Below are 19885 nucleotides of genomic sequence, written 5' to 3'. Positions count from 1 at the left end.
CGCGACGATGCTCGCCGTGCTGATGGCGGCGACGATCGTCGCTGCGGCCGAGCCGCCCCCGGGCCTGGCGCTCGACTGGACGGCCCCGCCGGGCTGCCCGGACGAGGCCGAGGTGTACGCGCGCGTGATCCGGCGGACCGGGCAGGAGGCGGCCGACCGCGCCAGCCTGACGGCCCGCGCGACCGTCCGCGAGGCGGCGCCGGGGCGCTGGGCGCTGACACTCGAGCTGACCGGTGCGACCGGCGGCGGGCGGCGCGAGCTGTCCGCCCCGCGCTGCGACGAGTTGGTCGAGGCCGCCGCGCTGGTGGTGGCGATCGCGGTCGACCCACGCGCGGCGCTGGCGGGCGGCGCGGGGGTGGTGCCGGCGCCGCCGCCCGACGTGGCGCCGGGGGCAGGTGCGGGAGAGCAGGGCGCGAACGACATGTCGCAAGGGGCAGGTCCGAGCGAGCAGATGGTCAAGGACATGTCCGAAGGGCCAAGGGCCGGGCCGGACGCGCCCGACGAGATGGAGGCGCCGGTGGCCGATCCGCCGCCGCCGCCCGCGGCGCGGCCGGCCCCCGCGGAGAAGCCCCGGCGCGTGCAGTTGGGCCTGCGCGCGGCGGCCGGGGTGAGCTTCGCCCGGCTGCTGCCGCGGCCGAGCGCGGCGGTAAGCCTGGCGCTGAGCCTGAGCGGCAAGCGCTGGCGGGCGGAGCTGGGAGGGCTGTACGCGCCGCCGGTGACGGGCGGGACGGCTGCGATCGGCGGGCTGTTCCAGGCGGGGGCGGTCGAGCTGCGCGGGTGCCCGGTGCTGCGCCGCGGCGCGGTCGAGGTGCCGCTGTGCGTGGGCCTGCAGTTCGGGGCGATGGAGGGCCGCGGCCGCGGCACCGACCTGGTGACGACGACGACGGCGCGCTCGCCCTGGCTGGCGGCGACGGTCGGGGCGGCGGTGGCGTGGCGGCCGCGCGGGCGCGTCGGGCTGTGGCTGGGGGCGGACGCGATCGCGGCGCTGCTGCGGCCGAGCTTCGTGACGGCCGGCGGCGTGAAGGTCCACGAGGCGGCGCGGTTCGGCGGACAAGTGCTGGTGGGCGTCGAGGTGCAGCTGCGCTGAGACGGCGACGTCGCAGGTCGCCGACGCATCCCGTCGGCCGACCTCGGCATGTCCCCGGGACAGGACCTGCCAGGCGCCGGAGCCCGGCTGGACGAGCCGGTCGGTCCGCGAGCATGATGTTCGAAAGGGCATGTCCGTTGGACCATGATCCCATGGACATGTCTTTTAAAAAATGTCCTGAGAGACAGATGCACGGACGGTCGCGGCTCAGCCGCCGAGCTGGACGCGGGCGGCGGCGGGGCGCGCCTTCAGGCCGGTGGCGCCGGGGACGGCGGCCGGCGGGCTCGGGTCCTCGTCGACGAGCCGGACGTGCTGGAGGGCGCCGCCGGTGACGTAGACCAGCTCGGCGTCGGCGCCGACGGTCCCGCGCGCGAGGGCCGGGGGGAGGGTGGCAGTGGCGGGCTCGGCGACGGTGAAGGGGGCGCCCCAGTCGTCGTGGTCGAGGCCGCGCACGGCGTAGACGCCCTCGTCGTCGTAGCCCCTCCAGGCGAGGTAGTAGGCGCCGTCGTCGGCGGCGACGAAGGCGAGCTCGCTGGCGGTGATGGCGAGGTCGTCGACGACGGTCTCGACGGTCCAGGCGTTCTGCGGGGTGAGCAGCTTGACGACGGCGATCTTGCCGTCGGCCGCGCGCACGTAGGCGAGCAGCAGGTCGCCCTCGGCGTCGACCAGCGCGGCGGGGGTGAGGCCCGAGACGACCAGCGGCGGCGGGGCCTGCATCGACGGCTGCCAGGCGCCGCCGGGCGAGGACTTGAGGCTGTAAAAGATCTTGCCGTTGTCGCCGGCGTAGGCGGCGTAGGTCTCGACCGTGCCGGGCGCGAGCACGGCGGCGCTGGGGCCGAACGCCTGGACCTGCGGCATCCCGGCGGGCAGCGGGGCGAACGGGGCCCAGGCGCCGTCGGTCCACAGGGCGGTGTAGTGCTTGAAGTCGGTGCCGAGGAACGCGAGCGTGACGGTCTCGGCGACGGCGGCCAGGGCGGGGCCGTCGATGCCGAAGCCGAACGCGCCGATCGCCTGGGCCGGGGCCCAGTCGTCCGGCTGTCCTTTGGACCATGTCGTGTAGAACAGCTCGTTCTCGGCGTCGACGTCGGCGGTGGCGCGCCGGCCGGCGCCGAGCGCCCCGAGGTGGGTGGCGACGAGGGCGGTCTCGCCGAGATCGACGTCGAGCTCGCCGACGCTCCAGCCGGGGCCGGGGACGAAGCGGGCGGCCAGGGCGGGGCCGGTGCCGGCGCCGGCGAGGACGAGCAGCGCCTGTCCCGAAGTACAGTCGCCGAGGCAGGCGTCGGCGTCGTCGGCGTCGCCGTCGTCGCACACCTCGCCGCGGGCGACGACGCCGTCGCCGCACACGCCCGCGGTGGTGTCGGGGCCGGTCGTCGCGGTCTCGACGGTCGTCGAGGTCGTGGTGGTCGAGGTCGAGGTCGTGCTCGTGGAGGCGGCGTCGGTGGTGGTGCCGGTGAGCGCGTCGGTGGTGCCGGTGGTCGTGGTGGTCGGCTCGCCGGTGGTGGTGGTCGGCGGATCGACGGTGTCGGTGGCGTCGGGGAAGCTGCTCTGCGGGTTGGTGATCGGGGCGGTGGTGTCCGCGGGGGTGGTGGCGGAGAAGCCGCTGGGCTGCTCGTCGGTGCAGCGGACCGAGAGGAGGACGACCACGGGGAGGACGCGCGCAGGGTGCATCGGCCACGAGGATGCCCCGGAGCCCGGCGGGTGCGCCAGCGCGCACGCGCGGCCGCGCGGATGGGGTCGACAGAAACCCGCGGGACTGGACAATCACGCGAGATGCCCGGCCTCCGCCCCGCCGACGCCCCGCCGCTGACGCTGGCGGAGGTCTATCGCGCGCACGCGGGGTTCGTCTGGCGGGTGGTCCGGCGCCTCGGGGTGGCCGAGTCGGCGCTGGAGGACGTGGTCCACGACGTGTTCCTGGTGGTGCACCGCCGCCTGGGCGAATACGACGGGCGGGCGGCGCTGACGAGCTGGCTGTACGGGATCGCGCGCGGCGTGGCGGCGAACCATCGCCGCAGCCACGTGCGGGCCGAGCGGCGGCTGAGCGTGGCGCCTCCGCCGGGGTCGGGACCCGATCCGGAGACGGGCGCGGCGCAGGAGCAGGCGGCCGCGTTCGTGCGCGCCTTCCTCGACGGGCTCGACGAGGAGCGGCGGATGCTGTTCGCGCTGGCCGACATCGAGGGCATGAAGGTGCCGGAGATCGCGGAGGCGCTGGGGCTGAACCTCAATACGGCGTACTCGCGGCTGCGGGCGACGCGAGAGCTGTTTCAACGCGCGCTGGCCGAACGAGACGGGCGGCGCGGAAGGGCTGCGGCAGGATGACGACGGGACCACGGGGAGGCGAGGGCGAGCTCGATCCGCAGGCGGCGGCGGCGCTGCGGGCGTTCCGCGCCGAGGAGGACATGCCCGCCGCGGCCCAGGCCCGCGTGTGGGCCCGGCTGGCGGCGAGCGCCCGGGCCGAAGAGACATGGTCGAAGCGCCATGTCCGTCGGGGCATGTCCGAATGGACCTGGGCGGCCGTGGTGGTGGCGGCCGCGGCTGCGGTGCTGCTGGCCTCGCGCGCGGGCGTGCTCGGGCCGCTGGTCGGGTCCCGCGACAGCGGGGAGGCGGCCGCCTACGTCGAGCGGCAGACGGCGGCGACCGAGCCGGTGCGCGCGGGCGAGGGGCCGGGCGAGCGTGTCGGTGAGGACGTGGTCCGAGAGACAGATGCCGCGCCGGCGGCGACACCGCTGGTGGAGGATGGGGGTCCGAAGGAACATGTCGAGAAAGACATGGCCCAGGGGACCGGTGAGAGCGCGGGGCCGCCGCGAGGGCGCGAGCCGGCGCGGGGGCCGGAGCGGCGAGGCGAGCGGCCGGGGGCGCGCGAGGCGGGCTCGACCGCGAAGGGCGGGGCGAGCGCGGCGGGCGCGGAGGGGAGCTCGCTGGCGAAGGAGGCCGAGCTGCTGGGCCGGGCGCAGGCCGCGATCCAGCTCGGGGAGGCGGACGAGGCGCTGGCGCTGCTGGCCGCGTACGCGCAGCAGTTCCCGCGCGGGGCGCTGCGCGAGGAGCACGACGCCCTGCGCGCGCTGGCGCTGTGCGCGAGCGATCGCGCGGGCGAGGGCAGGGCGGCGGCGCAGGTGTTCCTGCGGGCGCACGGCGGGTCGGCGCTGGCCGAGCGGGTGCGCCAGGGCTGCGCCGAGGAGTGAGGCGCTCGTCGGGCCTCGACGGCGCTGCGCGCTGCGCCGACGCGGAATGAGTCGGCTGTGCCTGCTCGCGTCGGCGATGCGGGCGACGTGGCCGTGGTTTCTGCGAGCGGTCGGCGCCGGCCTCGGAGGTGGAGTGCGTCTGCTCGCATCGAAGGATGCGGCGGGGCCGGCGCGCCTTCCTGCGCGAGCGTCTCGTGCGAGTGCGTCGGGCTGCGCGACGAGCGATCGAAAAAAATCGCGAGGTCGGACACAGACGAGCCGCGGGCCGGACAACTACCGGGCGACCCATCTCAGGAACGACCCACCATGCAACTCACTTTCCTTAGTGCCCTGAAGACCCATCGCCAACTCCTGCTCGCCGGCGCGCTGCTGGGCGCCACGGCGGCGGCCTGCGACCCGAAGATGATCGGCGACGAGACGTCCGGGAACGTGGCCTGCCAGGAGGGCGAGACGAAGCCGGCCGAGGACGGCTGCAACACCTGCACCTGCCACGACGGCGGCTGGGCCTGCACGGAGATCGCGTGCGACGGCCTGTGCGAGGAGGGCGCGACGAAGCCGGCCGAGGACGGCTGCAACACTTGTACGTGCCACGACAACTCGTGGGCCTGCACCGAGATCGCTTGCCCGGCGACCGAGGGCCCGACCGCGGAGTGCGGCGACGGGGCGCTGCAGGCGCCGGAGGAGTGCGACGACGGCAACACGAAGGACGGCGACGGCTGCTCGGCGATGTGCGCGATCGAGGGCGGCGAGACCGAGGGCACGAGCGGCGAGCCGAACGAGACCGAGGGCACCGACGGCACGAGCGGCGAGCCGAACGAGACCGAGGGCTCGTCGACCACGAGCGCCAGCGCCTGCGGCGACGGCGTGGTCGAGGGCTCCGAGTCGTGCGACGACGGCAACACCGCGAGCGGCGACGGCTGCAGCAGTGAGTGCACGATCGAGGGCGGCGGCGCGCTGTCGTGCCCCGACCCGGCGCCGGCGGATCCCTACACGATCGCCGACGCGAAGATCGTCGGCGACACGCTGGTGGCCGAGATCCAGTACAGCGGCGGCTGCATCGACCACGACTTCGCGCTGTGCTGGGACGGGGCGTTCGCCGAGTCGGACCCGGTCCAGATCTGGACCCAGATCTCGCACGAGAGCCACGACGACAACTGCGACGCGTGGCTCACGGTGGAGCGCGAGTTCAGCCTCGCCGACCTCAAGGCGACCTGGCAGGCGGCTTACCAGCAGCAGAGCGGCGAGATCACGATCCACCTCGACGGCTGGGCAACCTCGCTCGACTACGTGTTCTGAGCGGCGTTCTGCCGGGCGGCGTGGCGCGCACCGGCCGCGGTTGCGGTAAGGTGCGCGCCATGACGCAGTTTCACGGACAGGTCGCGTGGATCGCCGGCGCGACGGCGGGGATCGGGCGGGCCATGGCCCGCGAGTTCGCCCGCCGCGGGGCCGATGTCGCGGTGTCGGGGCGCCGCCAGGAGCGCCTCGCGGAGGTGGTCGCGGAGGTCGAGGGCCTCGGTCGCCGCGCCCTCGCGGTCCCCTGCGACGTGCGCCGCGACGACGAGGTCGCGGCGGCGGTGCAGACGGTCGTCGCCCACTTCGGCCGCCTCGACGTCGCGGTCGCCAACGCCGGCTTCGGGGTGATCGGCCGGGTCGAAGACCTGACGGCCGACGACTGGCACCGCCAGTTCGAGACCAACTTCTTCGGCGCGATGTCGGTGGTGCGCCACAGCCTGCCGGCGCTGCGGCGCACCGGCGGCCGCCTGGCCCTGGTCAGCAGCGTGTCGGGCATCCTCGCCAGCCCGCGTGTCGGCGCCTATTCGGCCTCGAAGTTCGCGCTGCGGGCGGTGGGGCTGACGCTGGCGATGGAGCTGCGCGGTTCGGGGGTGAGCTGCACGCTGCTCAACCCCGGCTTCGTCAGCACGGAGATCGGGCAGGTCGACAACCAGGGCCAGTTCGAGGCCAGCCGCAAGGACAAGCGCCCCGCGGCGCTGATGTGGACGGCCGACGACGCGGCCCGGGTGATGGTCAAGGCGATCGCGGCGCGCAAGCGCGAGTACACGTTCACGGCCCACGGGAAGCTCGGGGCGTTCCTCGGCATGCACTTCCCCGGGCTGATGTGCTGGCTGCAGCGCGACGCCCGCTCGACGACGGCCAAGCTGGACTGAAAGACCATGTCCCCGGGGCCATGGCCGTCAGGACATGGTTTGAAGGTCAGAGGTCGCAGTAGCCGGGGAAGTCGCCCGGCAGGCCCTGGGCGTACGGCGAGGCGCCGACGCCGTAGGGGTGGTCGAAGAAGAACTGCATGACGCTGTCCTGGGCGTCGGGGATGGTGTGGCCGCCGCCGTGGTCGCACAGGAAATTGAAGTCGTCGTTGAGGTCGAGGTAGGCCGCGTAGTCCTTGCTGGCCTGATCGAAGCCGACGACGACGAAGTCGCCGGGGCCGCCGTGGAAGATCATGGCGGCGAACTTGTTGTCGGGGTCCTGGAACGGCGGCGTCGCGCCGAAGATGAGGCCGCCGGAGTAAGGCGCGGCGGCAGCGATGTAGTTCGAGCGACGGATGCTCATCTGCGAGGTGTGCAGGCCGCCGGCGCTGAAGCCGAGGGTGTAGATCCGGCTGGGGTCGACGCCGATCTGCTCCTTGGCGCAGGCGAGCACTTCGTCGGCGAGCAGGAGGTCGTCGTCGGTCTCGCTGAGCACGAGCCACCACGGGAAGATGCCGGCCATCGGGTCGTGCGTCGGCGCGATGACGAGCCCGCCGAGGTCGAGGATCTCCTGGATCCCGAGGTCGCCGATGCCGGTGAGCGCCTCCTGGGGCGAACCGCCGGTGCCGTGCCAGTAGAACACGACCGGTCCGTCGGCCTGCTCGGCGGCGTCGAGGTCGACCCAGATCCGGACGTCGCGCGGGCCGTCGAGCCCGGCGGGGTGGATGCTGACGTCGCCGTCGACGATGTCGGGGCAGGCGGCGGTGGGCACGGGCAGCTCGGGTCCCACGGGGTCGACGCCGGTGGTCGAGGTGGTCGAAGCGTCGGTGGTCGAGGGGTCGGTGGTCGATGTGGTGTCGCCGGAAGTGGTGGTCGTCGTGACCGCGCCGTCGGTCGGGTCGGGCTCGCCGGTAACGGACGTGCCGGTGGTGACCGGATCGGGCGAGCTGGTCGGAGGGTCAGGTGACTCGCCGGTCGACCCGGCGCCGCTCGACCCGGTCGTGCTGCCGCTGTCGGTGCCGCTGCTGGTGTCGTCGCCGCTCTCGGTCAGGATCGGCTCCTCGAGCTCGCCGCAGGCGACGGTGAGGAGGAGGAGGAGAGGACTACGGGCGAGGACACGAGATACGCGCGAACCTCCGGACAGGCGAAGGCCGTCATGACAGCGCGAACGAGGGTCGGCCGTCAAGCGCGAGGGCGGCGAGGAAGGCCGCGCGCCGGCGTTCGACGGCTCGACAGCCCCGCGGGTCCGCTCGAGGGCGGACTTTCGCGTAGCCGTCCGTGGCCCTTCGGGCCGAAGCCGCGCGCGCTCAGCCGGGCTGGATCGGGAAGCAGCAGCCCGTCGAGCAGTAGTAGCCCTCGGCGCAGTTGCTGTTGCCCATCATGTCGACGGTGCAGGAGTCGTAGCCCTCGCAGGTCGGATCTTCGCAGCCGGGCGGCGGCTCGGTCTCGCCGAAGCAGATCTCGCACTCCTCGGGGTGGCACTCCTGGTCGCAGTCGTCGTTCTTGGTGCACAACTGGCAGCTGGCGATGTCGCCGAGCGAGCAGTCGGGGTCGCCGAGGAAGATGTCGTAGGTCATGCCGTCGACCTCGACGGTGCAGCAGCCGAAGCAATCGCAGCCGTTCGGGACCTGGCAACTGTCGACGCACTCCTGCGACTGCATCTCGGGGCAATTCTTGAAGTCGGGGTCGTACGGGCAGATGTCGCCGCCGGGGCTGGCCGGGTCGCACTTGAGGCTCCAGTCGCACTTGTCGTCGCCGGCGCCGGAGTTGCCGTCGAAGAAGCAGTCCTGGTTGCACGGGTCCATGTTGTCGCCGGGCAGACCGGTGGCGAAGGTGTCCTCGCGGTCGTCGCACGGCGAGACACACTCGGGGTCGGCGAGGTCGACCTTGCCGTCGCCGTCGTTGTCCATACAGTCGCCGCAGGCGAGCACGGCGCCCTCGCACTGGATCGGGATGCACGTCAGACCCTCGGTGGTGGAGGTGCCCTCGGTGCCGGTGCCCGTCGCGGTGCCCGCCTCCTCGGTGGTGGTCGGCCCGGTCGTGCCGGTCACGGTCGTGGTCGAGGTCGTGAGGTCGGTGGTCGCGTCGGTGAGGTTGAGGGTGGTGGTCGCGGTCGACGTGCTCGCTTCGGTGGTCGCGGCGGTCATCGTCTCGCCGGACTCGGGGGACTTGCAGGCGAGGGTGAGGGTCACTGCAATGAGGGAGAGGCGCGGCGCGATCGATCGCATGGTCCGCTTCAGACCAGCTCGAAGGCGATGATTCCAAGTCGGCGCGAGCATCACGACGGTCGAGGTCGCTCGCGCGCAGCGGCACGCGAACGCGCGGGTCAGTTGGAGCCGGGCGGCAGTCGGCCGCGACCGACGCGTGCGGCGACTATGCGTCGGCGTCGCCGCACGCCGGGCCGGCGCCCAGGTGCGGATGTCGTCGTGGCGCGTGGTCCAGGACGAGCGCCGCGACATCTCGCGCACCGAGGACCTGCACGGGGTGTTCGTCCACGGAGAGGGCCAGCCGGTCGAGGCTTGCGAGCCGCCGGCGGGGGAAGAGAGCGGGGGCTCGGAGAGCACCAGCTCGAGCGACACCGAGTGAGTGCGGTCGGGGTTGCGGCGCTCGACAGCAGATGTACGTTCAGACATGTTCTTGAGAATATGTCCGAACGAGCATCGGCTCGCTGCCGCGGCTGGGCCCGGCGCAGCGGAGCCGGCTCAGCGCGGCAGCTGGTCGCCGGCGATGAGGCCGGCCAGGAGCGTCAGCGCGAACACGCCGAGGAAGATGTAGAAGAGCACCTGCGCGACGTCGGAGGCGGCGTTGGAGAGGCCGCTGAAGCCGAACACGGCGGCGATGACGGAGATGATGAGGAACACGAGAGCCCAGCGCAGCATGCGACGGTCCTCCTTCCCGGCTCGATACCCGAAGACCGGGGCCAGGCCAGGCGCCGCGGCGCGGGCGAGGACGCAGCGGGCAGGAGCCTGCGGGGACGGGCGCCGGCGGCGGGGCGAACGGCGGCCGTCCGCGGCCGGCGCCGGATCGCCCGCAGACGGCCGAATTCGGCCGAGTCCGCCGGTACGGCGCTCGCGCCCGCGGCGCTGACGGTGCGGTCGCGGTTGCCGTCGGTCGGTCCGCCGGGCAGCATGCGTGAGTGACGAGTCCGACCGTTTCCGCGCCGCCTCGCCTGCCTCCGGGTCGCTCCGGCCTGCCGTTCGTGGGCGAGTGGTTCCAGATCCTGTTCAACCCGCGCTTCGGGGCCGAGCGAAAGGCGGAGTTCGGGCCGGTGTCGCGCACGCGGCTGTTCAACCGCGACATGGCGCTGCTGTCAGGGCCGGAGAACAACCTGCTGCTGTTCCGCGGCGAGCACAAATTCGTCGAGGCGACCTGGCCGGCGAGCACGCTCAAGCTGCTCGGGCCCAACACGCTGTCGACGCAGGAGGGCGAGCTGCACCTGCGGCGGCGCCGCCTGCTGGCGCAGGCGTTCCGGCCGAAGGCGCTGGTCGGCTACCTGCCGCTGATGGAGGCGCGGATCTCGGCGGCGATCGAGCGCTGGCTGCAGCGCGGCGAGCTGGCGCTGTACCCGGAGATCCGCGCGCTCACGTTCGACATCGCGGCGGCGCTGATGATGGGCGCGCACGAGCGCACCGACGCGGCGCTGGTCCGCGACTTCGAGACGTTCGCGGCCGGGCTGTTCACGATCCCTGCCGACCTGCCGGTCACCGCGTTCGGCCGGGCCAAGCGGGCCCGGCGGCGCCTGATCGCGCACCTGCACGCGGCGATCGACGCCCGCCTGGGCAGCGGCGAGACCGGGCAGGACGTGCTCGGGCTGCTGCTCGCCGCCCGCGACGACGACGGCTCGGCGCTCGGCCGCGAGGAGCTGGCCGAGCAGATGCTGGTGCTGCTGTTCGCCGGCCACGAGACGCTGACCTCGGGGCTGACCAACTTCTGCATGCTCATGGCGCAGCACCCCGAGGTCTACGCGCGCGTGTGCGCCGAGGTCGATCGGGTCGCGCCGCGCGGGCCGCTGACGGTCGAGGCGCTGGGCCGCCTGGCCGACACCGAGCGCGCGCTGGCCGAGACGCTGCGGCTGCAGCCGCCGGTGGCGGCGGCGTTCCGCAAGTGTACGCGCACGTTCGAGGTCGCCGGCTTCACCGTGCCGGCGGGCTGGCTCACGGGCTACCGGATCCGCGACACCCACCGCGACGGGGCCCTGTTCGCAGAGCCAGGTCGCTTCGACCCTGACCGTTTCGCCGTGTTCGAAGAGACATGTCCTCACGGAAGGGTCCACGCGCACGCCCACGAGGGCCGCTACCTGCCGTTCGGCGGGGGCGCGCGGATCTGCCTCGGCATGGAGTTCGCGCGCCTGGAGATGCGGGCGTTCGCGGCCCTGCTGGCCCGCCGCTGCGCGCTGACGCTGGCGCCCGGGCAGGACTTGACGATGAAGCAGGTGCCGGTGCCGCGCCCGCGCTCGGGGCTGGTGACGCGGCTGTCGCCGCGGGCGACGACGACGCACTGAAGCGCCGGCGGCGACGAGGCCGTCGCCCGCCGCCCGAAAGCGCCCGAGGCGCGCCGCTGATGCCAGCGACGCGCCTCGGTCATGGCCTCGATGGACCTGGTCGGAAGGACAGGTAGGGGCCGCCCGCCGTCACACGCCCATCCGGTTGTCCCGGGGCGCGCGGTCGATCAGCTTGTTGTAGGGGTCGATGCCGACGCGGGCGGGCGGCTCGTCGACGACGACCTCGATCACGTTCTCGCCGCCGATCAGCTTGCGCCGCTCGAAGAACAGCGGCTTGCCGAGGTCGAGGTCCTGCGGGCCGGGGGCGGCGAACACGGCGACGTCGATGTAGTCGGCCACCGGCACCTCGGTCTCCTCGCCGATCTCCGAGGCGCGCAGCTTGCGGGCGGAGACGGTGAAGCGGACCTTGTACTTGCTGCCCTCGGGGGTGACCTCGGCGGAGACGACCTTGTTGTCGTAGAGGGTGATCGTCTCGAACATGTCCTCGATGACGTATTGATACTCGGCCGGGGTGACCTCCTTGAGGATGGCGACGAGCTCCTTGGTGGTGGTGAACGGGGCGCTCTGGAACGCGACCTGCTTGACGTAGCGGGCCAGGGCGGCGTTCAGGACGTCCTCGCCGATGTAGTCGGCCAGCGCGTACCAGACCAGCGAGCCCTTCTGGTAGTGGATGTACTGCTGGTTCTCGTTGCGCATCAGCGGCAGCTCCTTCTTCTTCTCGTTGCTGCGGCCGCCGAGGTAGCCCTTGAGCTCGTAGGCGAGGAACTTGTGCATCTTGTCCTTGCCGTACTCCTTCTCCAGGACCTTCAGCGCCGAGTACTGCGACAGCGACTCGGACAGCATGGTCGCGCCCTGGACGTTGGCGCCGATGACCTGGTGGGCCCACCACTGGTGGGCGACCTCGTGGGCGGTGACGTAGAACGGGTAGTCGATGTCCTCGGGGTCGCCGGGGCGGACGCGGGCGATGAAGCCGATCGACTCGGAGTAGGGGATCGTGTTGGGGAACGACTGGGCGAAGCTGGCGTAGCGCGGGAACTCGAGGATCCGGACCTGGCGGTGCTGGTACGGGCTGAAGTTCGCGGTGAAGTAGTCGAGCGACTTCTTGACCGCGTCGATCATCCGGTCGAGGTTGTACTCGTGGCCGGGGTGGTAGTAGACCTCGATGTCGACGTCGTTCCACTTGTCGCGGCGGACCTGGTAGCGCGCCGACAGGAACGAGTAGAAGTTGAGGATCTTGCTGTCCATCGCGTAGGCGAAGCAGCGCCGGCCGTCCTCGGTCCACTCCTTCTGCAGGTAGCCGGGGGCGATGGCGATCTGGTCGGGGTCGGTGCAGACGGTGCCGCGGAAGTCGATCCAGTCGGAGTCGGTGGCGATGTACGTGTTGGCGCGGGCGGCCTCGTCGTCGAGCGAGGGCATGCGCTCGCGCTCCGGCAGGCCGTGCTGCTTGCGATCGTCGTCGTTGTCGAGCTCGAAGCCCCGGTTATAGCCGATGCTCGGCGCGATGCCGTCGCTCGACACGAAGCTGCCGTTCTCGACGATGGCGGTGTCCCGGCCGGTGTTGCCGAAGCCCTCCCGCTGGTCGGCGAGGTCGAAGTGCAGCACCAGCTCCGCCCCGGGCGCGAGCGGCTCGGCCAGGCGGTGGATCATGTAGCGCATCCGCTCGTCGTCGTGCTCGACCTCGGAGGGGCGGTCGAAGCGGAGCTCGCGGATCGTCAGCTCGTCGCGCAGGTAGAGGTGGACGGCCGGAATGGCCGCACCTGACTTGTTGACCAGGCGCAGGGTGCCCTTGAAGGTGCCCTGGCCGCGCGCCGGGTCGAGGTCGACGCGCACGTCGGCGGCGACGATCCGCGGCTGCGGCAGGTGCTCGTACTGCTTGTACTCGCGCTCGTAGACGGCCCGCAGCTCCTCCTCGTCGTCCCGGTCGCGGAAGCGGTTGAGCTCGTGGGTGTTGTGGCGGATGAACGCGAACAGGCCGAGGCACACCGCCAGGAGGCCGCCGGAGACCGCGAGCCAGCGCGGGGTGACGCGCGCGCGAGCCAGGCGCAGGCGGGCCTGCAGGCCGTGGACCTGGCCGCGGACCAGGAACAGGCGGGCGATCGCCAGCAAGAGGCCGGCGAAGGCGAAGTAGTAGGCCATGAACCACGCCCAGGCGCCGAGGCTCGGGCCGTAGCGGTTCATGTCGGAGTAGACCGGGTCGGGGAACTGGCTGTAGCGGAACAGGTTGTCATGCACGCCCCAAAAGCTGAGGACGAGCATCACCATGTAGTAGGCGATGATGAGGCCGTTGGCGACGAGCTTCTGGTTGGTGACGACGTGGATGAAGAAGGCGAGCAGGGTGAGGAGGGTGATGCCGGGGAAGGCGACGCCGTAGACGTAGCCGAGGTAGACGTCGAGCTCGAAGTTGCCGTAGCCCTTGAACGCCTGCACGGCGATGCCGGCGAGGATCAGCGCGCCGCACAGGGTCGCCTCGACCGCGAGGAGCGCGACCACCTTGCTGGCGAACACCAGGGGGCTGCGCGTCGGGGTGGCGTCGACCAACTGATCGCACTTGAACCCGCGCTCGCGCCACACCAGCTCGCCGGCGTACAGCGCCGAGATGATGACGAAGAACAGCCCCGAGCCGGTGATGACCTCGACCATCGCGTAGGTCACCGGGTAGACGGTGGTGCCGTACAGGAGGTCGGCGTAGAAGGCGTTGACGACCGTCATCAGCACGGCGATGGCGCCGAGCGCCAGGAAGGCGCGCTCGCGGACGATGCTGCGGTAGTGCAGCCGCACCAGCGCGACCACCCGCGCGAGGTCGGCGCGCGGGCCGGCGCTCGGGGTGACCCGCGGCAGCACGGCCGCAGCCCGCACCGCCGGCAGCTCGGGCTCGACCCCGGCGGCCCTGGCGGCCTTGCGCCCGCGCGGGGCCGCCTCCATGCGGAACATGCGGTAGGCGGCGAGCAGGATGAGGGCGCCGACGCCGATCCACAGCAGGCGGTTCAAGAGCAGCACGCCGTCCATCGGCAGCAGCAGGCTGTTCTTCTCGGCGACGGTCCAGTAGCGGTTGATCAGGTTGGTGGCGTTGAAGCCGAACGGGTCGAGCAGCGCGGCCAGCCGCTCCTGCTCGATGTCGCTGACGAGGCTGTTGGCGATCTCGTAGCCGATGAAGAGGACGACGCCCTGGATGTAGACGGCGACGAAGCTGCGGGTGAGCACGCCGACGGCGAAGAACAGGGCGCTGACGAACAGGCCGGTCGGGACGACGTAGACGAGGAGCGGCCAGAGGTAGGTGCCGGCCGGGACGACGCCGATCTTGTCGGCGTCGATCCACGGCATGAACGAGCCGACCCACAGGCCGAGCGCGCTGCAGGCGAGCACCAGCACGGTGACGAGGTAGGCGCCGAGGAACCGGCCGAGCACGAACGCGGCCTTGCTCAGCCGGGTGGTGAACAGCAGCTCGTGGGTCTTGAACTCGAAGTCGCGCAGCACCGCGGTGCCGGCGATCGCCGAGGTGAAGATCGTGCCCATCAAGGTGAACACCATGACGGCGGTGCTCACCAGCCACGGCGCGTTGTTCAACACCTTGCCGCCGGCGCCGCCGAAGCGGACGACCTCGGTCGACATGGCGAGGAAGCCGAACAGCGCCAACGCGAACGCGAACACGTAGGTGACCGGCCGCCGCAGGTGGTAGCGCACCTCGAAGCCGGCGAAGGAGAGGAGCTGGTTCATGCCGCCTCCGAGGCCGCGCCCTGGGCCGCGCCGGTGATGTGATAGAAGTAAACGTCCTCGAGGTCGGGCTCGACGGCCTCGAACTCGGGCCCCGGCGAGCCCTCGTGGAACACGTGGATGACCGGCCGCCCGGTGACGAGCCGGGTCGAGATGACGCGGAGCTTCCGCTGCATGTCCTCGAGCTCGCTCCGGGCGACGACGCGGCGCCAGATCTTGCCGCGCAGGCCGTCGATCACGGCCGCCGGCGCGCCGCTGAACTTGACCTCGCCGGCGGCGATGATGGCGAACTGGCTGCACAGCTCGCGCACGTCCTCGACGATGTGCGTGCTCAGGATGACGACCACGTCCTCGCCGATGTCGGCCAGCAGGTTGAGGAAGCGGTGGCGCTCGGTCGGGTCGAGGCCCGCGGTCGGCTCGTCGACGATGACGAGCTGCGGCCGCCCGAGCAGGGCGATGGCGATCCCCAGCCGCTGCTTCATGCCGCCCGAGTAGCCGCCGACGGCGTTCTTGCGCGCGGCGGTGAGGTTGGTCTGCTCGAGCAGCGCGGCGACCTGGGCCTTGCGCTGCTTGGCGTCGACGAGCCCCTTGAGCACCGCGAAGTGGTCGAGGATCGCCTCGGCGCTGAGGTTGGGGTAGAGCCCGAACTCCTGCGGGAGGTAGCCGAGGACGCCGCGCAGACGATCTTTCTGGGTCAGGACGTCGATGTCGCCGAAGCGCACGCTGCCCCCGTCGGGATCTTGCAGCGTGGCGATCGTGCGCATCAGGGTCGACTTGCCGGCGCCGTTCGGCCCGAGCAGCCCGAACATGCCGGCGCCGATCGTGAGGTCGACACCGCGCAGGGCACGGACGCCGTTGGGATAGGTCTTCGAGAGGTTGCGGATCTGGAGCTGCTGCATGCGCGGTCCTGTCGCCGAGGGTAACCCCGATGGCGGTTGGAGCGGCCGCCGAACCCGGCGGTTTCGCGCGCGCGCGTGCGTTCTCGACCGGCGACAACCCGGCGGCTATCGGCTACGGTGCCGGCGAATCAACGGAGGGTGGTGGATGCCAAAGGTCAATAAGCGCGATCTGGAGGAGCTGGGCTTCGTCAAGTCGACCGACGGGTACCTGTATCATTACGGCGATCCGAGCTACAACACGCACCTGCACCTCGGGGCGTACGGCTCGGGCTACAAGCCGCTCGACATCCAGTACCTGTCGGCCAAGTTCGACGACCAGGGCATCGGCAACTTCGGCTACTCGGCGGTCACCAAGCAGTTCAAGACCTACAAGCTCGACGAGGTCCAGGGCCACGCCGAGGCGGTCGACGAGTTCCGCCGGGTCATCGACAAGCTGAACAAGATCGTGACGAACTAGCCGGTCGCTTGGGGGGCGCCGGCGGCTGTGCTATCGTCGGCGCATCCCTGGCTTATGCGACGCGGCCTCCGTTCCGTCCTGGCCTCCGGGCTCGCGCTCGCAGGCTGCAACGACCACCGGTTCGGCTTTTTCCCCGGGACCGAGAGCGACGGCGGTACCTTCGACCCGTCGACGGCCTCGACCGACTCGCCGACGCTGAGCCCGACGACGCTGGTGCCGACGACGGTCAGCCCGACGACGGTGCAGCCGACGACGATCACGACGGCGACCGACACCGAGACGACGATCACGACCGAGCCGACGACGCTCACGGTGACCACGGAGCCGCCGACCGAGTGCGGCGAGCTCGTCCTGCCGCCGGTGGTGCCGATCCACGAGATCGACTCGCTGCAGGCCCAGGGCGACGACTTCTCCCTCACCTGCGGCGGGATCGGCGGCACCGACCTCGAGGTGGTGTGGACGGCGCCGGTCACCGGCCGGTTCCAGTTCGACACCATCGGCTCGAGCTTCGACTCGCTGCTGGCGGTGATCGACGGGGTCTGCTTCGGCCAGGAGCTGGCCTGCGACGACGACGGCGGCGGCAACCTGACGTCGCGGGTCGAGGTCGACCTGGTGGTCGGCCAGACGGTGACGCTGGTGATCGACAGCTTCGGCCAGAGCAGCGCCGAGGTGGTCTACAACATCACGCAGGTGCAGGTCCCCGACGAGTGCCCCGACGGGGTGTTCGAGCCGTTCGTGCCGCTGACGATCGACGGCCAGACGGCCGGCGCGGCCAACTTCCGCGCCGGCAGCTGCAACGGCTTCGAGTCGCCCGAGATCGAGGCGCTGTGGACGGCCCCGTTCGACGGGGCGTTCGTGTTCGAGGTGATCGAGGCCGACTTCGATCCGGTGCTGTACCTGCTCGACGGCTCGTGCCAGGGCGGCGAGCTGGCCTGCAACGACGACTCGAACGGGCTGTTCCCGCAGCTCGTGATCCCCATGTTCGCCGGCCAGTCGGTGGTCGTGGTGGTCGACGGGGTCGGCGGGCAGGCCGGCAAGTTTTTGCTGTCGATCCACGAGGCCTGACGGCCGGCTGTCCGTCTAAACATGTCCTCCGGGGCATGTGCGAGCGGACATGCCCCAGAGAGCATGTCCGCTCGCGCGGCCGTCACAGGCCGAGCGCGGCGCCGGTGACCGGGTCGAGGTCCATGTCGACGGCGTTCGGGCGGGCGCCGAGCGCCGGCAAGGTGGTCAGCTCGCCGGTCAGCACGGTGGCGAAGCCGGCGCCGGCGCGGACCAGGACGTCGCGCACCGGCAGGGTGAACGGCTTCGGCAGGCCGCCGTCGGCGGGGTCGTGGGTGGTGGCGAGGTGGGTCTTGGCGACGCACAGCTGCAGCTCGCCGAGGCCCCACTTCTCGAGCTGGTTCAGGCGCGTGCGCGCCGACGGGGCCAGCTCGATGCCGGTCGCGCCGTAGACGTTCTTGGCCAGGCTCTCGAGCCGCGGCAGGAGCGGACCTGTCCCTTCGTACTGGTAGCGGAGGTCGGTCGGCCGGGCCGCCTTGACGACCGCGCGCGCCAGCTCCTCGGCCCCGGCGCCGCCGTCGGCGAAGCCGGAGTGGACGGCGAAGCCGGCCCCGAACTCGCGGGCGATGCCCTCGACGACCGCGATCTCGGCCTCGGTGTCGCTGGGGAAGCGGTTGAGCGCGACGACCACCGGCGGGCCGAAGTCGGTGGCGATCCGCAGGTGGTGCCGCAGGTTGGCGGCGCCCTTCTCGACGGCGCTCACGTCCTCGGTGAGCACGGCCTGATCGAGCGGCTTGCCGAGCACGGCCTTGGCCAGGCCGGCGTGGACCTTGAGCGCGCGCACGGTGCAGACGACGACGACGCAGGCGGGCCGCAGGTTGCCGAGGCGGGCCTTGATGTGGACGAACTTCTCGAGCCCGAGGTCGGTGCCGAAGCCGCACTCGGTGACGACCCACGGCGCGCGCGTGAGGGCCCAGCGGGTGGCGATCAGGCTGCTGTTGCCGTGGGCGATGTTGGCGAACGGACCGGCGTGGAGGAGCACGGGCGTGCCCTCGCTGGTGCGCGCGAGGGTCGGGTAGAGGGCGTCGCGCAGCAGCACGCTCATGGCCCCGGCCGCGCCGAGCTGCTCGGCCCGCACCGGCGCGCCGCCCTGGTCGGGCCCGAGGACGATGTTGCCGAGGCGCCGCCGCAGGTCGCCGCGGTCGTGGGCGAGCGCGAGGATCGCCATGACCTCGCTGGCCTCGTTGATCTCGAAGAAGGACTCGCGCGGGACGCCGTTGAGCGGGCCGCCGAGGCCGGTGATGACCTTGCGCAGGCTGCCGTCGTTGACCGGGGTGACCCGCGAGAAGGCGATCCGCGCCGGGTCGATCTTCAGCGCGTTGCCGTGGCGCAGGTGCGCGTCCAGCATGGCGGCGAGCAGGTTGTGCGCGGCGCCGACGGCTTGACCGTCGCCGGTGCCGCCGAGGTTGACGCGATCGGCGGGCACGACCTGCGCCTTGCCCCCGCCGGCGCCGCCGCCCTTGGCCCCGAACACCGGGCCGAGCGAGGGCTGGCGCAGGCAGGTGAGCGCCGATTCGCCGATCCGCGCCAGACCCATGCCGAGCGAGATCGAGGTGACCGTCTTGCCCTCGCCGAGCGGCGTCGGCGTGACGGCGGAGACGACGACGAGGTTGCCGTGCGCCGCGCCCTCGCCGGCGGCGACAGTGTCGATCTTGGCGAAGTCGTGGCCGTAGGGGACATAGGCGCGGCTCTCGGGGTCGAGGCCGAGTTCGCGGGCGAGGTCGACGAGGCGGCGAAGCATCGCCGGATGGTGCCACACGGGCTCTGGCGCGGCGGGGCGACGGCCGCGGGCGTGTGGGCTGCGTCGCGCCGGTCGTCCGCGGAGGAACGAGGATCTTCGGCGGCGCCGCGACGAGGCCCCCGGCGCGGCGCGCGGCCGCACGCCGGCGGTGATGAGATCTCTCGTGATGCTTCAGCGAGGTCGGGGGAGATAGCTGGTGCCGACGATCCGCAAGCGAGGATCGGCCGCGAGGCTCGCGGGTGTGAGGACGGGGATCGCTGCGAGCGCCGGTCGGCACGCGGCGAGCGAGGGCGCGCCGCGGCAGGCCGGGTGCGCTCGCCAGCGGCGCCTCAGCAACCGTTGCGCGGCCGCGTCGGCGAGCGCGAGCTCCCCCAAGGGCCGCCACGTACCCACCGCGACGTCGACGGCCGCGTAGGCGAGGGCCACCAGCTCACTACAGTAGAGGGCGTCGTCACCTGGCGTAAAGGACAGATCGTAGGGGCGCCCGAGGTAGCCGGCGGCGGCCGCGACCACGGCGGCGCGCGCGGCGGCGTCGAGCCCGGGGTGGCGCAGGGCCGTGGCCTTGCCGCCGACGCCGCGGGCCAGCCACCGGGGCAGCGGCGTGCGGCGGGTCCGGGCGACGGCCTCGATCACGAAGGCCTCGTCGCCGGTGCGCTCGACGATGCCGACGTGGGTGTAGGGGCTGGCGGTCGCGCCGGCGACGGCGACGGCCTGCGCGCTGCGCGAGGTGTGGAGCAGGATGTCGCCGTCTCGCAGCGCGGCGGTGTCGAGCTCCGGGACCGTCAGCAGGCCGGTGAGCAGGGCGAGCCACACACACATGACGGTAGCAGGGCGGGGAATTGCGTGGCCGCGTTCCGACCGCGAACGGCCTGCATGCGGACCGAGTCGCGGCGAGTGCCGGGGAGGTCCCGAAGCCGCGGTGCAGGAAGGACGATGTGCGCTGCGGTCGCCGGGGGGGTCGGTGCGCGTGCGCGAAAAAGGATCGCACACTGGGGAGGCGTTCCCCCATACAATCCAAGCCTCGTGTCTGACGGCGATACTCAGCGC

Annotated in this window: 17 protein-coding genes; 9 read left to right on the top strand and 8 right to left on the bottom strand. The window is 72.2% G+C overall.

Going from position 1 to position 19885, the window contains the following annotated elements; all coding sequences use genetic code 11:
• The first annotated feature begins 7 nt into the window (after window positions 1–7).
• Window positions 8–1087, top strand: coding sequence for a hypothetical protein (locus NAEX_RS05360; protein ID WP_096326445.1), 1080 nt, complete (start codon window positions 8–10; stop codon window positions 1085–1087).
• Between the two features lie 207 nt (window positions 1088–1294).
• On the opposite strand, the gene NAEX_RS05355 is transcribed toward NAEX_RS05360, so the two are convergent.
• Window positions 1295–2755, bottom strand: a complete 1461-nt coding sequence (locus tag NAEX_RS05355) for a hypothetical protein (RefSeq protein ID WP_096326444.1) — start codon at window positions 2753–2755, stop codon at window positions 1295–1297.
• A 102-nt stretch (window positions 2756–2857) separates the two neighbouring features.
• Between NAEX_RS05355 and NAEX_RS05350 the strand changes: the two genes are divergently transcribed.
• The 4 genes from NAEX_RS05350 to NAEX_RS05335 all read left to right on the top strand — a co-directional run bounded on the left by NAEX_RS05350 (window position 2858) and on the right by NAEX_RS05335 (window position 6431).
• A complete protein-coding gene (locus NAEX_RS05350) occupies window positions 2858–3403 on the top strand; it encodes an RNA polymerase sigma factor (protein WP_170135482.1) in 546 nt (181 codons plus the stop codon).
• Window positions 3400–4266 carry a hypothetical protein gene (locus NAEX_RS05345; protein ID WP_096326442.1) on the top strand — a complete coding sequence of 289 codons (867 nt, stop codon included), beginning with the start codon at window positions 3400–3402 and terminating at the stop codon, window positions 4264–4266. Before NAEX_RS05350 ends, NAEX_RS05345 begins: the two co-directional genes overlap by 4 nt.
• Window positions 4267–4572: 306 nt before the next feature.
• Window positions 4573–5562, top strand: coding sequence for a DUF4215 domain-containing protein (locus tag NAEX_RS05340; protein ID WP_096326441.1), 990 nt, complete (start codon window positions 4573–4575; stop codon window positions 5560–5562).
• Window positions 5563–5621: 59 nt separating this feature from the next.
• Complete coding sequence (locus NAEX_RS05335) at window positions 5622–6431, top strand: SDR family NAD(P)-dependent oxidoreductase (protein WP_096333527.1); 810 nt, start codon at window positions 5622–5624, stop codon at window positions 6429–6431.
• Between the two features lie 46 nt (window positions 6432–6477).
• Here the strand turns inward: NAEX_RS05335 and NAEX_RS05330 are convergent, their stop codons facing one another.
• Both NAEX_RS05330 and NAEX_RS05325 read right to left on the bottom strand, forming a co-directional pair.
• Window positions 6478–7653, bottom strand: a complete 1176-nt coding sequence (locus NAEX_RS05330) for an alpha/beta hydrolase family protein (protein WP_096326440.1) — start codon at window positions 7651–7653, stop codon at window positions 6478–6480.
• Window positions 7654–7774: 121 nt separating this feature from the next.
• The gene (locus NAEX_RS05325; RefSeq protein ID WP_170135481.1) at window positions 7775–8695 is read right to left on the bottom strand and encodes a hypothetical protein; all 921 of its coding nucleotides are present in this window, start codon (window positions 8693–8695) and stop codon (window positions 7775–7777) included.
• A gap of 190 nt (window positions 8696–8885) precedes the next feature.
• Here NAEX_RS05325 and NAEX_RS49685 point away from each other — a divergent pair, with 190 nt between their 5' ends.
• Window positions 8886–9053, top strand: a complete 168-nt coding sequence (locus NAEX_RS49685; RefSeq protein WP_170135480.1) for a hypothetical protein — start codon at window positions 8886–8888, stop codon at window positions 9051–9053.
• A gap of 116 nt (window positions 9054–9169) precedes the next feature.
• Here NAEX_RS49685 and NAEX_RS05320 read toward each other — a convergent pair whose 3' ends face one another.
• Window positions 9170–9346, bottom strand: a complete 177-nt coding sequence (locus NAEX_RS05320) for a DUF1328 domain-containing protein (RefSeq protein ID WP_096326438.1) — start codon at window positions 9344–9346, stop codon at window positions 9170–9172.
• A gap of 257 nt (window positions 9347–9603) precedes the next feature.
• On the opposite strand from NAEX_RS05320, the gene NAEX_RS05315 reads away from it, so the two are divergent.
• Window positions 9604–10968, top strand: a complete 1365-nt coding sequence (locus tag NAEX_RS05315; RefSeq protein ID WP_096326437.1) for a cytochrome P450 — start codon at window positions 9604–9606, stop codon at window positions 10966–10968.
• Between the two features lie 129 nt (window positions 10969–11097).
• Here NAEX_RS05315 and NAEX_RS05310 read toward each other — a convergent pair whose 3' ends face one another.
• Together NAEX_RS05310 and NAEX_RS05305 are read right to left on the bottom strand one after the other, a co-directional pair.
• The gene (locus NAEX_RS05310; protein WP_096326436.1) at window positions 11098–14682 is read right to left on the bottom strand and encodes an ABC transporter permease/M1 family aminopeptidase; all 3585 of its coding nucleotides are present in this window, start codon (window positions 14680–14682) and stop codon (window positions 11098–11100) included.
• Complete coding sequence (locus NAEX_RS05305; RefSeq protein WP_096326435.1) at window positions 14679–15578, bottom strand: ABC transporter ATP-binding protein; 900 nt, start codon at window positions 15576–15578, stop codon at window positions 14679–14681. Before NAEX_RS05305 ends, NAEX_RS05310 begins: the two co-directional genes overlap by 4 nt.
• Before the next feature lie 145 nt (window positions 15579–15723).
• Between NAEX_RS05305 and NAEX_RS05300 the strand changes: the two genes are divergently transcribed.
• Both NAEX_RS05300 and NAEX_RS05295 read left to right on the top strand, forming a co-directional pair.
• On the top strand, window positions 15724–16035 hold the full coding sequence (locus NAEX_RS05300) for a hypothetical protein (RefSeq protein ID WP_096326434.1): 312 nt from the start codon (window positions 15724–15726) through the stop codon (window positions 16033–16035).
• 54 nt (window positions 16036–16089) lie between these two features.
• Window positions 16090–17100, top strand: coding sequence for a hypothetical protein (locus NAEX_RS05295; protein WP_096326433.1), 1011 nt, complete (start codon window positions 16090–16092; stop codon window positions 17098–17100).
• Window positions 17101–17182: 82 nt separating this feature from the next.
• Here the strand turns inward: NAEX_RS05295 and NAEX_RS05290 are convergent, their stop codons facing one another.
• Window positions 17183–18838 carry a formate--tetrahydrofolate ligase gene (locus tag NAEX_RS05290; protein ID WP_096326432.1) on the bottom strand — a complete coding sequence of 552 codons (1656 nt, stop codon included), beginning with the start codon at window positions 18836–18838 and terminating at the stop codon, window positions 17183–17185.
• Between the two features lie 171 nt (window positions 18839–19009).
• A complete protein-coding gene (locus tag NAEX_RS05285) occupies window positions 19010–19651 on the bottom strand; it encodes a YiiX/YebB-like N1pC/P60 family cysteine hydrolase (RefSeq protein ID WP_170135479.1) in 642 nt (213 codons plus the stop codon).
• Window positions 19652–19885 lie beyond the last annotated feature (234 nt).

Source organism: Nannocystis exedens (assembly GCF_002343915.1).
GTDB lineage: Bacteria > Myxococcota_A > Polyangia > Nannocystales > Nannocystaceae > Nannocystis > Nannocystis exedens.
The sequence above is the reverse complement of the archived record's forward strand: the minus strand, read 5'-3'. Positions and strand labels throughout refer to the sequence as shown.

Bases quoted from the DNA above. Each gene is read 5' to 3' on its own strand.
- NAEX_RS05360 (WP_096326445.1), top strand. From the start codon at position 8: ATGCTCGCCGTGCTGATGGCGGCGACGATCGTCGCTGCGGCCGAGCCG.
- NAEX_RS05355 (WP_096326444.1), bottom strand. From the start codon at position 2,755: ATGCACCCTGCGCGCGTCCTCCCCGTGGTCGTCCTCCTCTCGGTCCGC.
- NAEX_RS05350 (WP_170135482.1), top strand. From the start codon at position 2,858: ATGCCCGGCCTCCGCCCCGCCGACGCCCCGCCGCTGACGCTGGCGGAG.
- NAEX_RS05345 (WP_096326442.1), top strand. From the start codon at position 3,400: ATGACGACGGGACCACGGGGAGGCGAGGGCGAGCTCGATCCGCAGGCG.
- NAEX_RS05340 (WP_096326441.1), top strand. From the start codon at position 4,573: ATGCAACTCACTTTCCTTAGTGCCCTGAAGACCCATCGCCAACTCCTG.
- NAEX_RS05335 (WP_096333527.1), top strand. From the start codon at position 5,622: ATGACGCAGTTTCACGGACAGGTCGCGTGGATCGCCGGCGCGACGGCG.
- NAEX_RS05325 (WP_170135481.1), bottom strand. From the start codon at position 8,695: ATGCGATCGATCGCGCCGCGCCTCTCCCTCATTGCAGTGACCCTCACC.
- NAEX_RS49685 (WP_170135480.1), top strand. From the start codon at position 8,886: ATGTCGTCGTGGCGCGTGGTCCAGGACGAGCGCCGCGACATCTCGCGC.
- NAEX_RS05320 (WP_096326438.1), bottom strand. From the start codon at position 9,346: ATGCTGCGCTGGGCTCTCGTGTTCCTCATCATCTCCGTCATCGCCGCC.
- NAEX_RS05310 (WP_096326436.1), bottom strand. From the start codon at position 14,682: ATGAACCAGCTCCTCTCCTTCGCCGGCTTCGAGGTGCGCTACCACCTG.
- NAEX_RS05305 (WP_096326435.1), bottom strand. From the start codon at position 15,578: ATGCAGCAGCTCCAGATCCGCAACCTCTCGAAGACCTATCCCAACGGC.
- NAEX_RS05300 (WP_096326434.1), top strand. From the start codon at position 15,724: ATGCCAAAGGTCAATAAGCGCGATCTGGAGGAGCTGGGCTTCGTCAAG.
- NAEX_RS05295 (WP_096326433.1), top strand. From the start codon at position 16,090: ATGCGACGCGGCCTCCGTTCCGTCCTGGCCTCCGGGCTCGCGCTCGCA.
- NAEX_RS05290 (WP_096326432.1), bottom strand. From the start codon at position 18,838: ATGCTTCGCCGCCTCGTCGACCTCGCCCGCGAACTCGGCCTCGACCCC.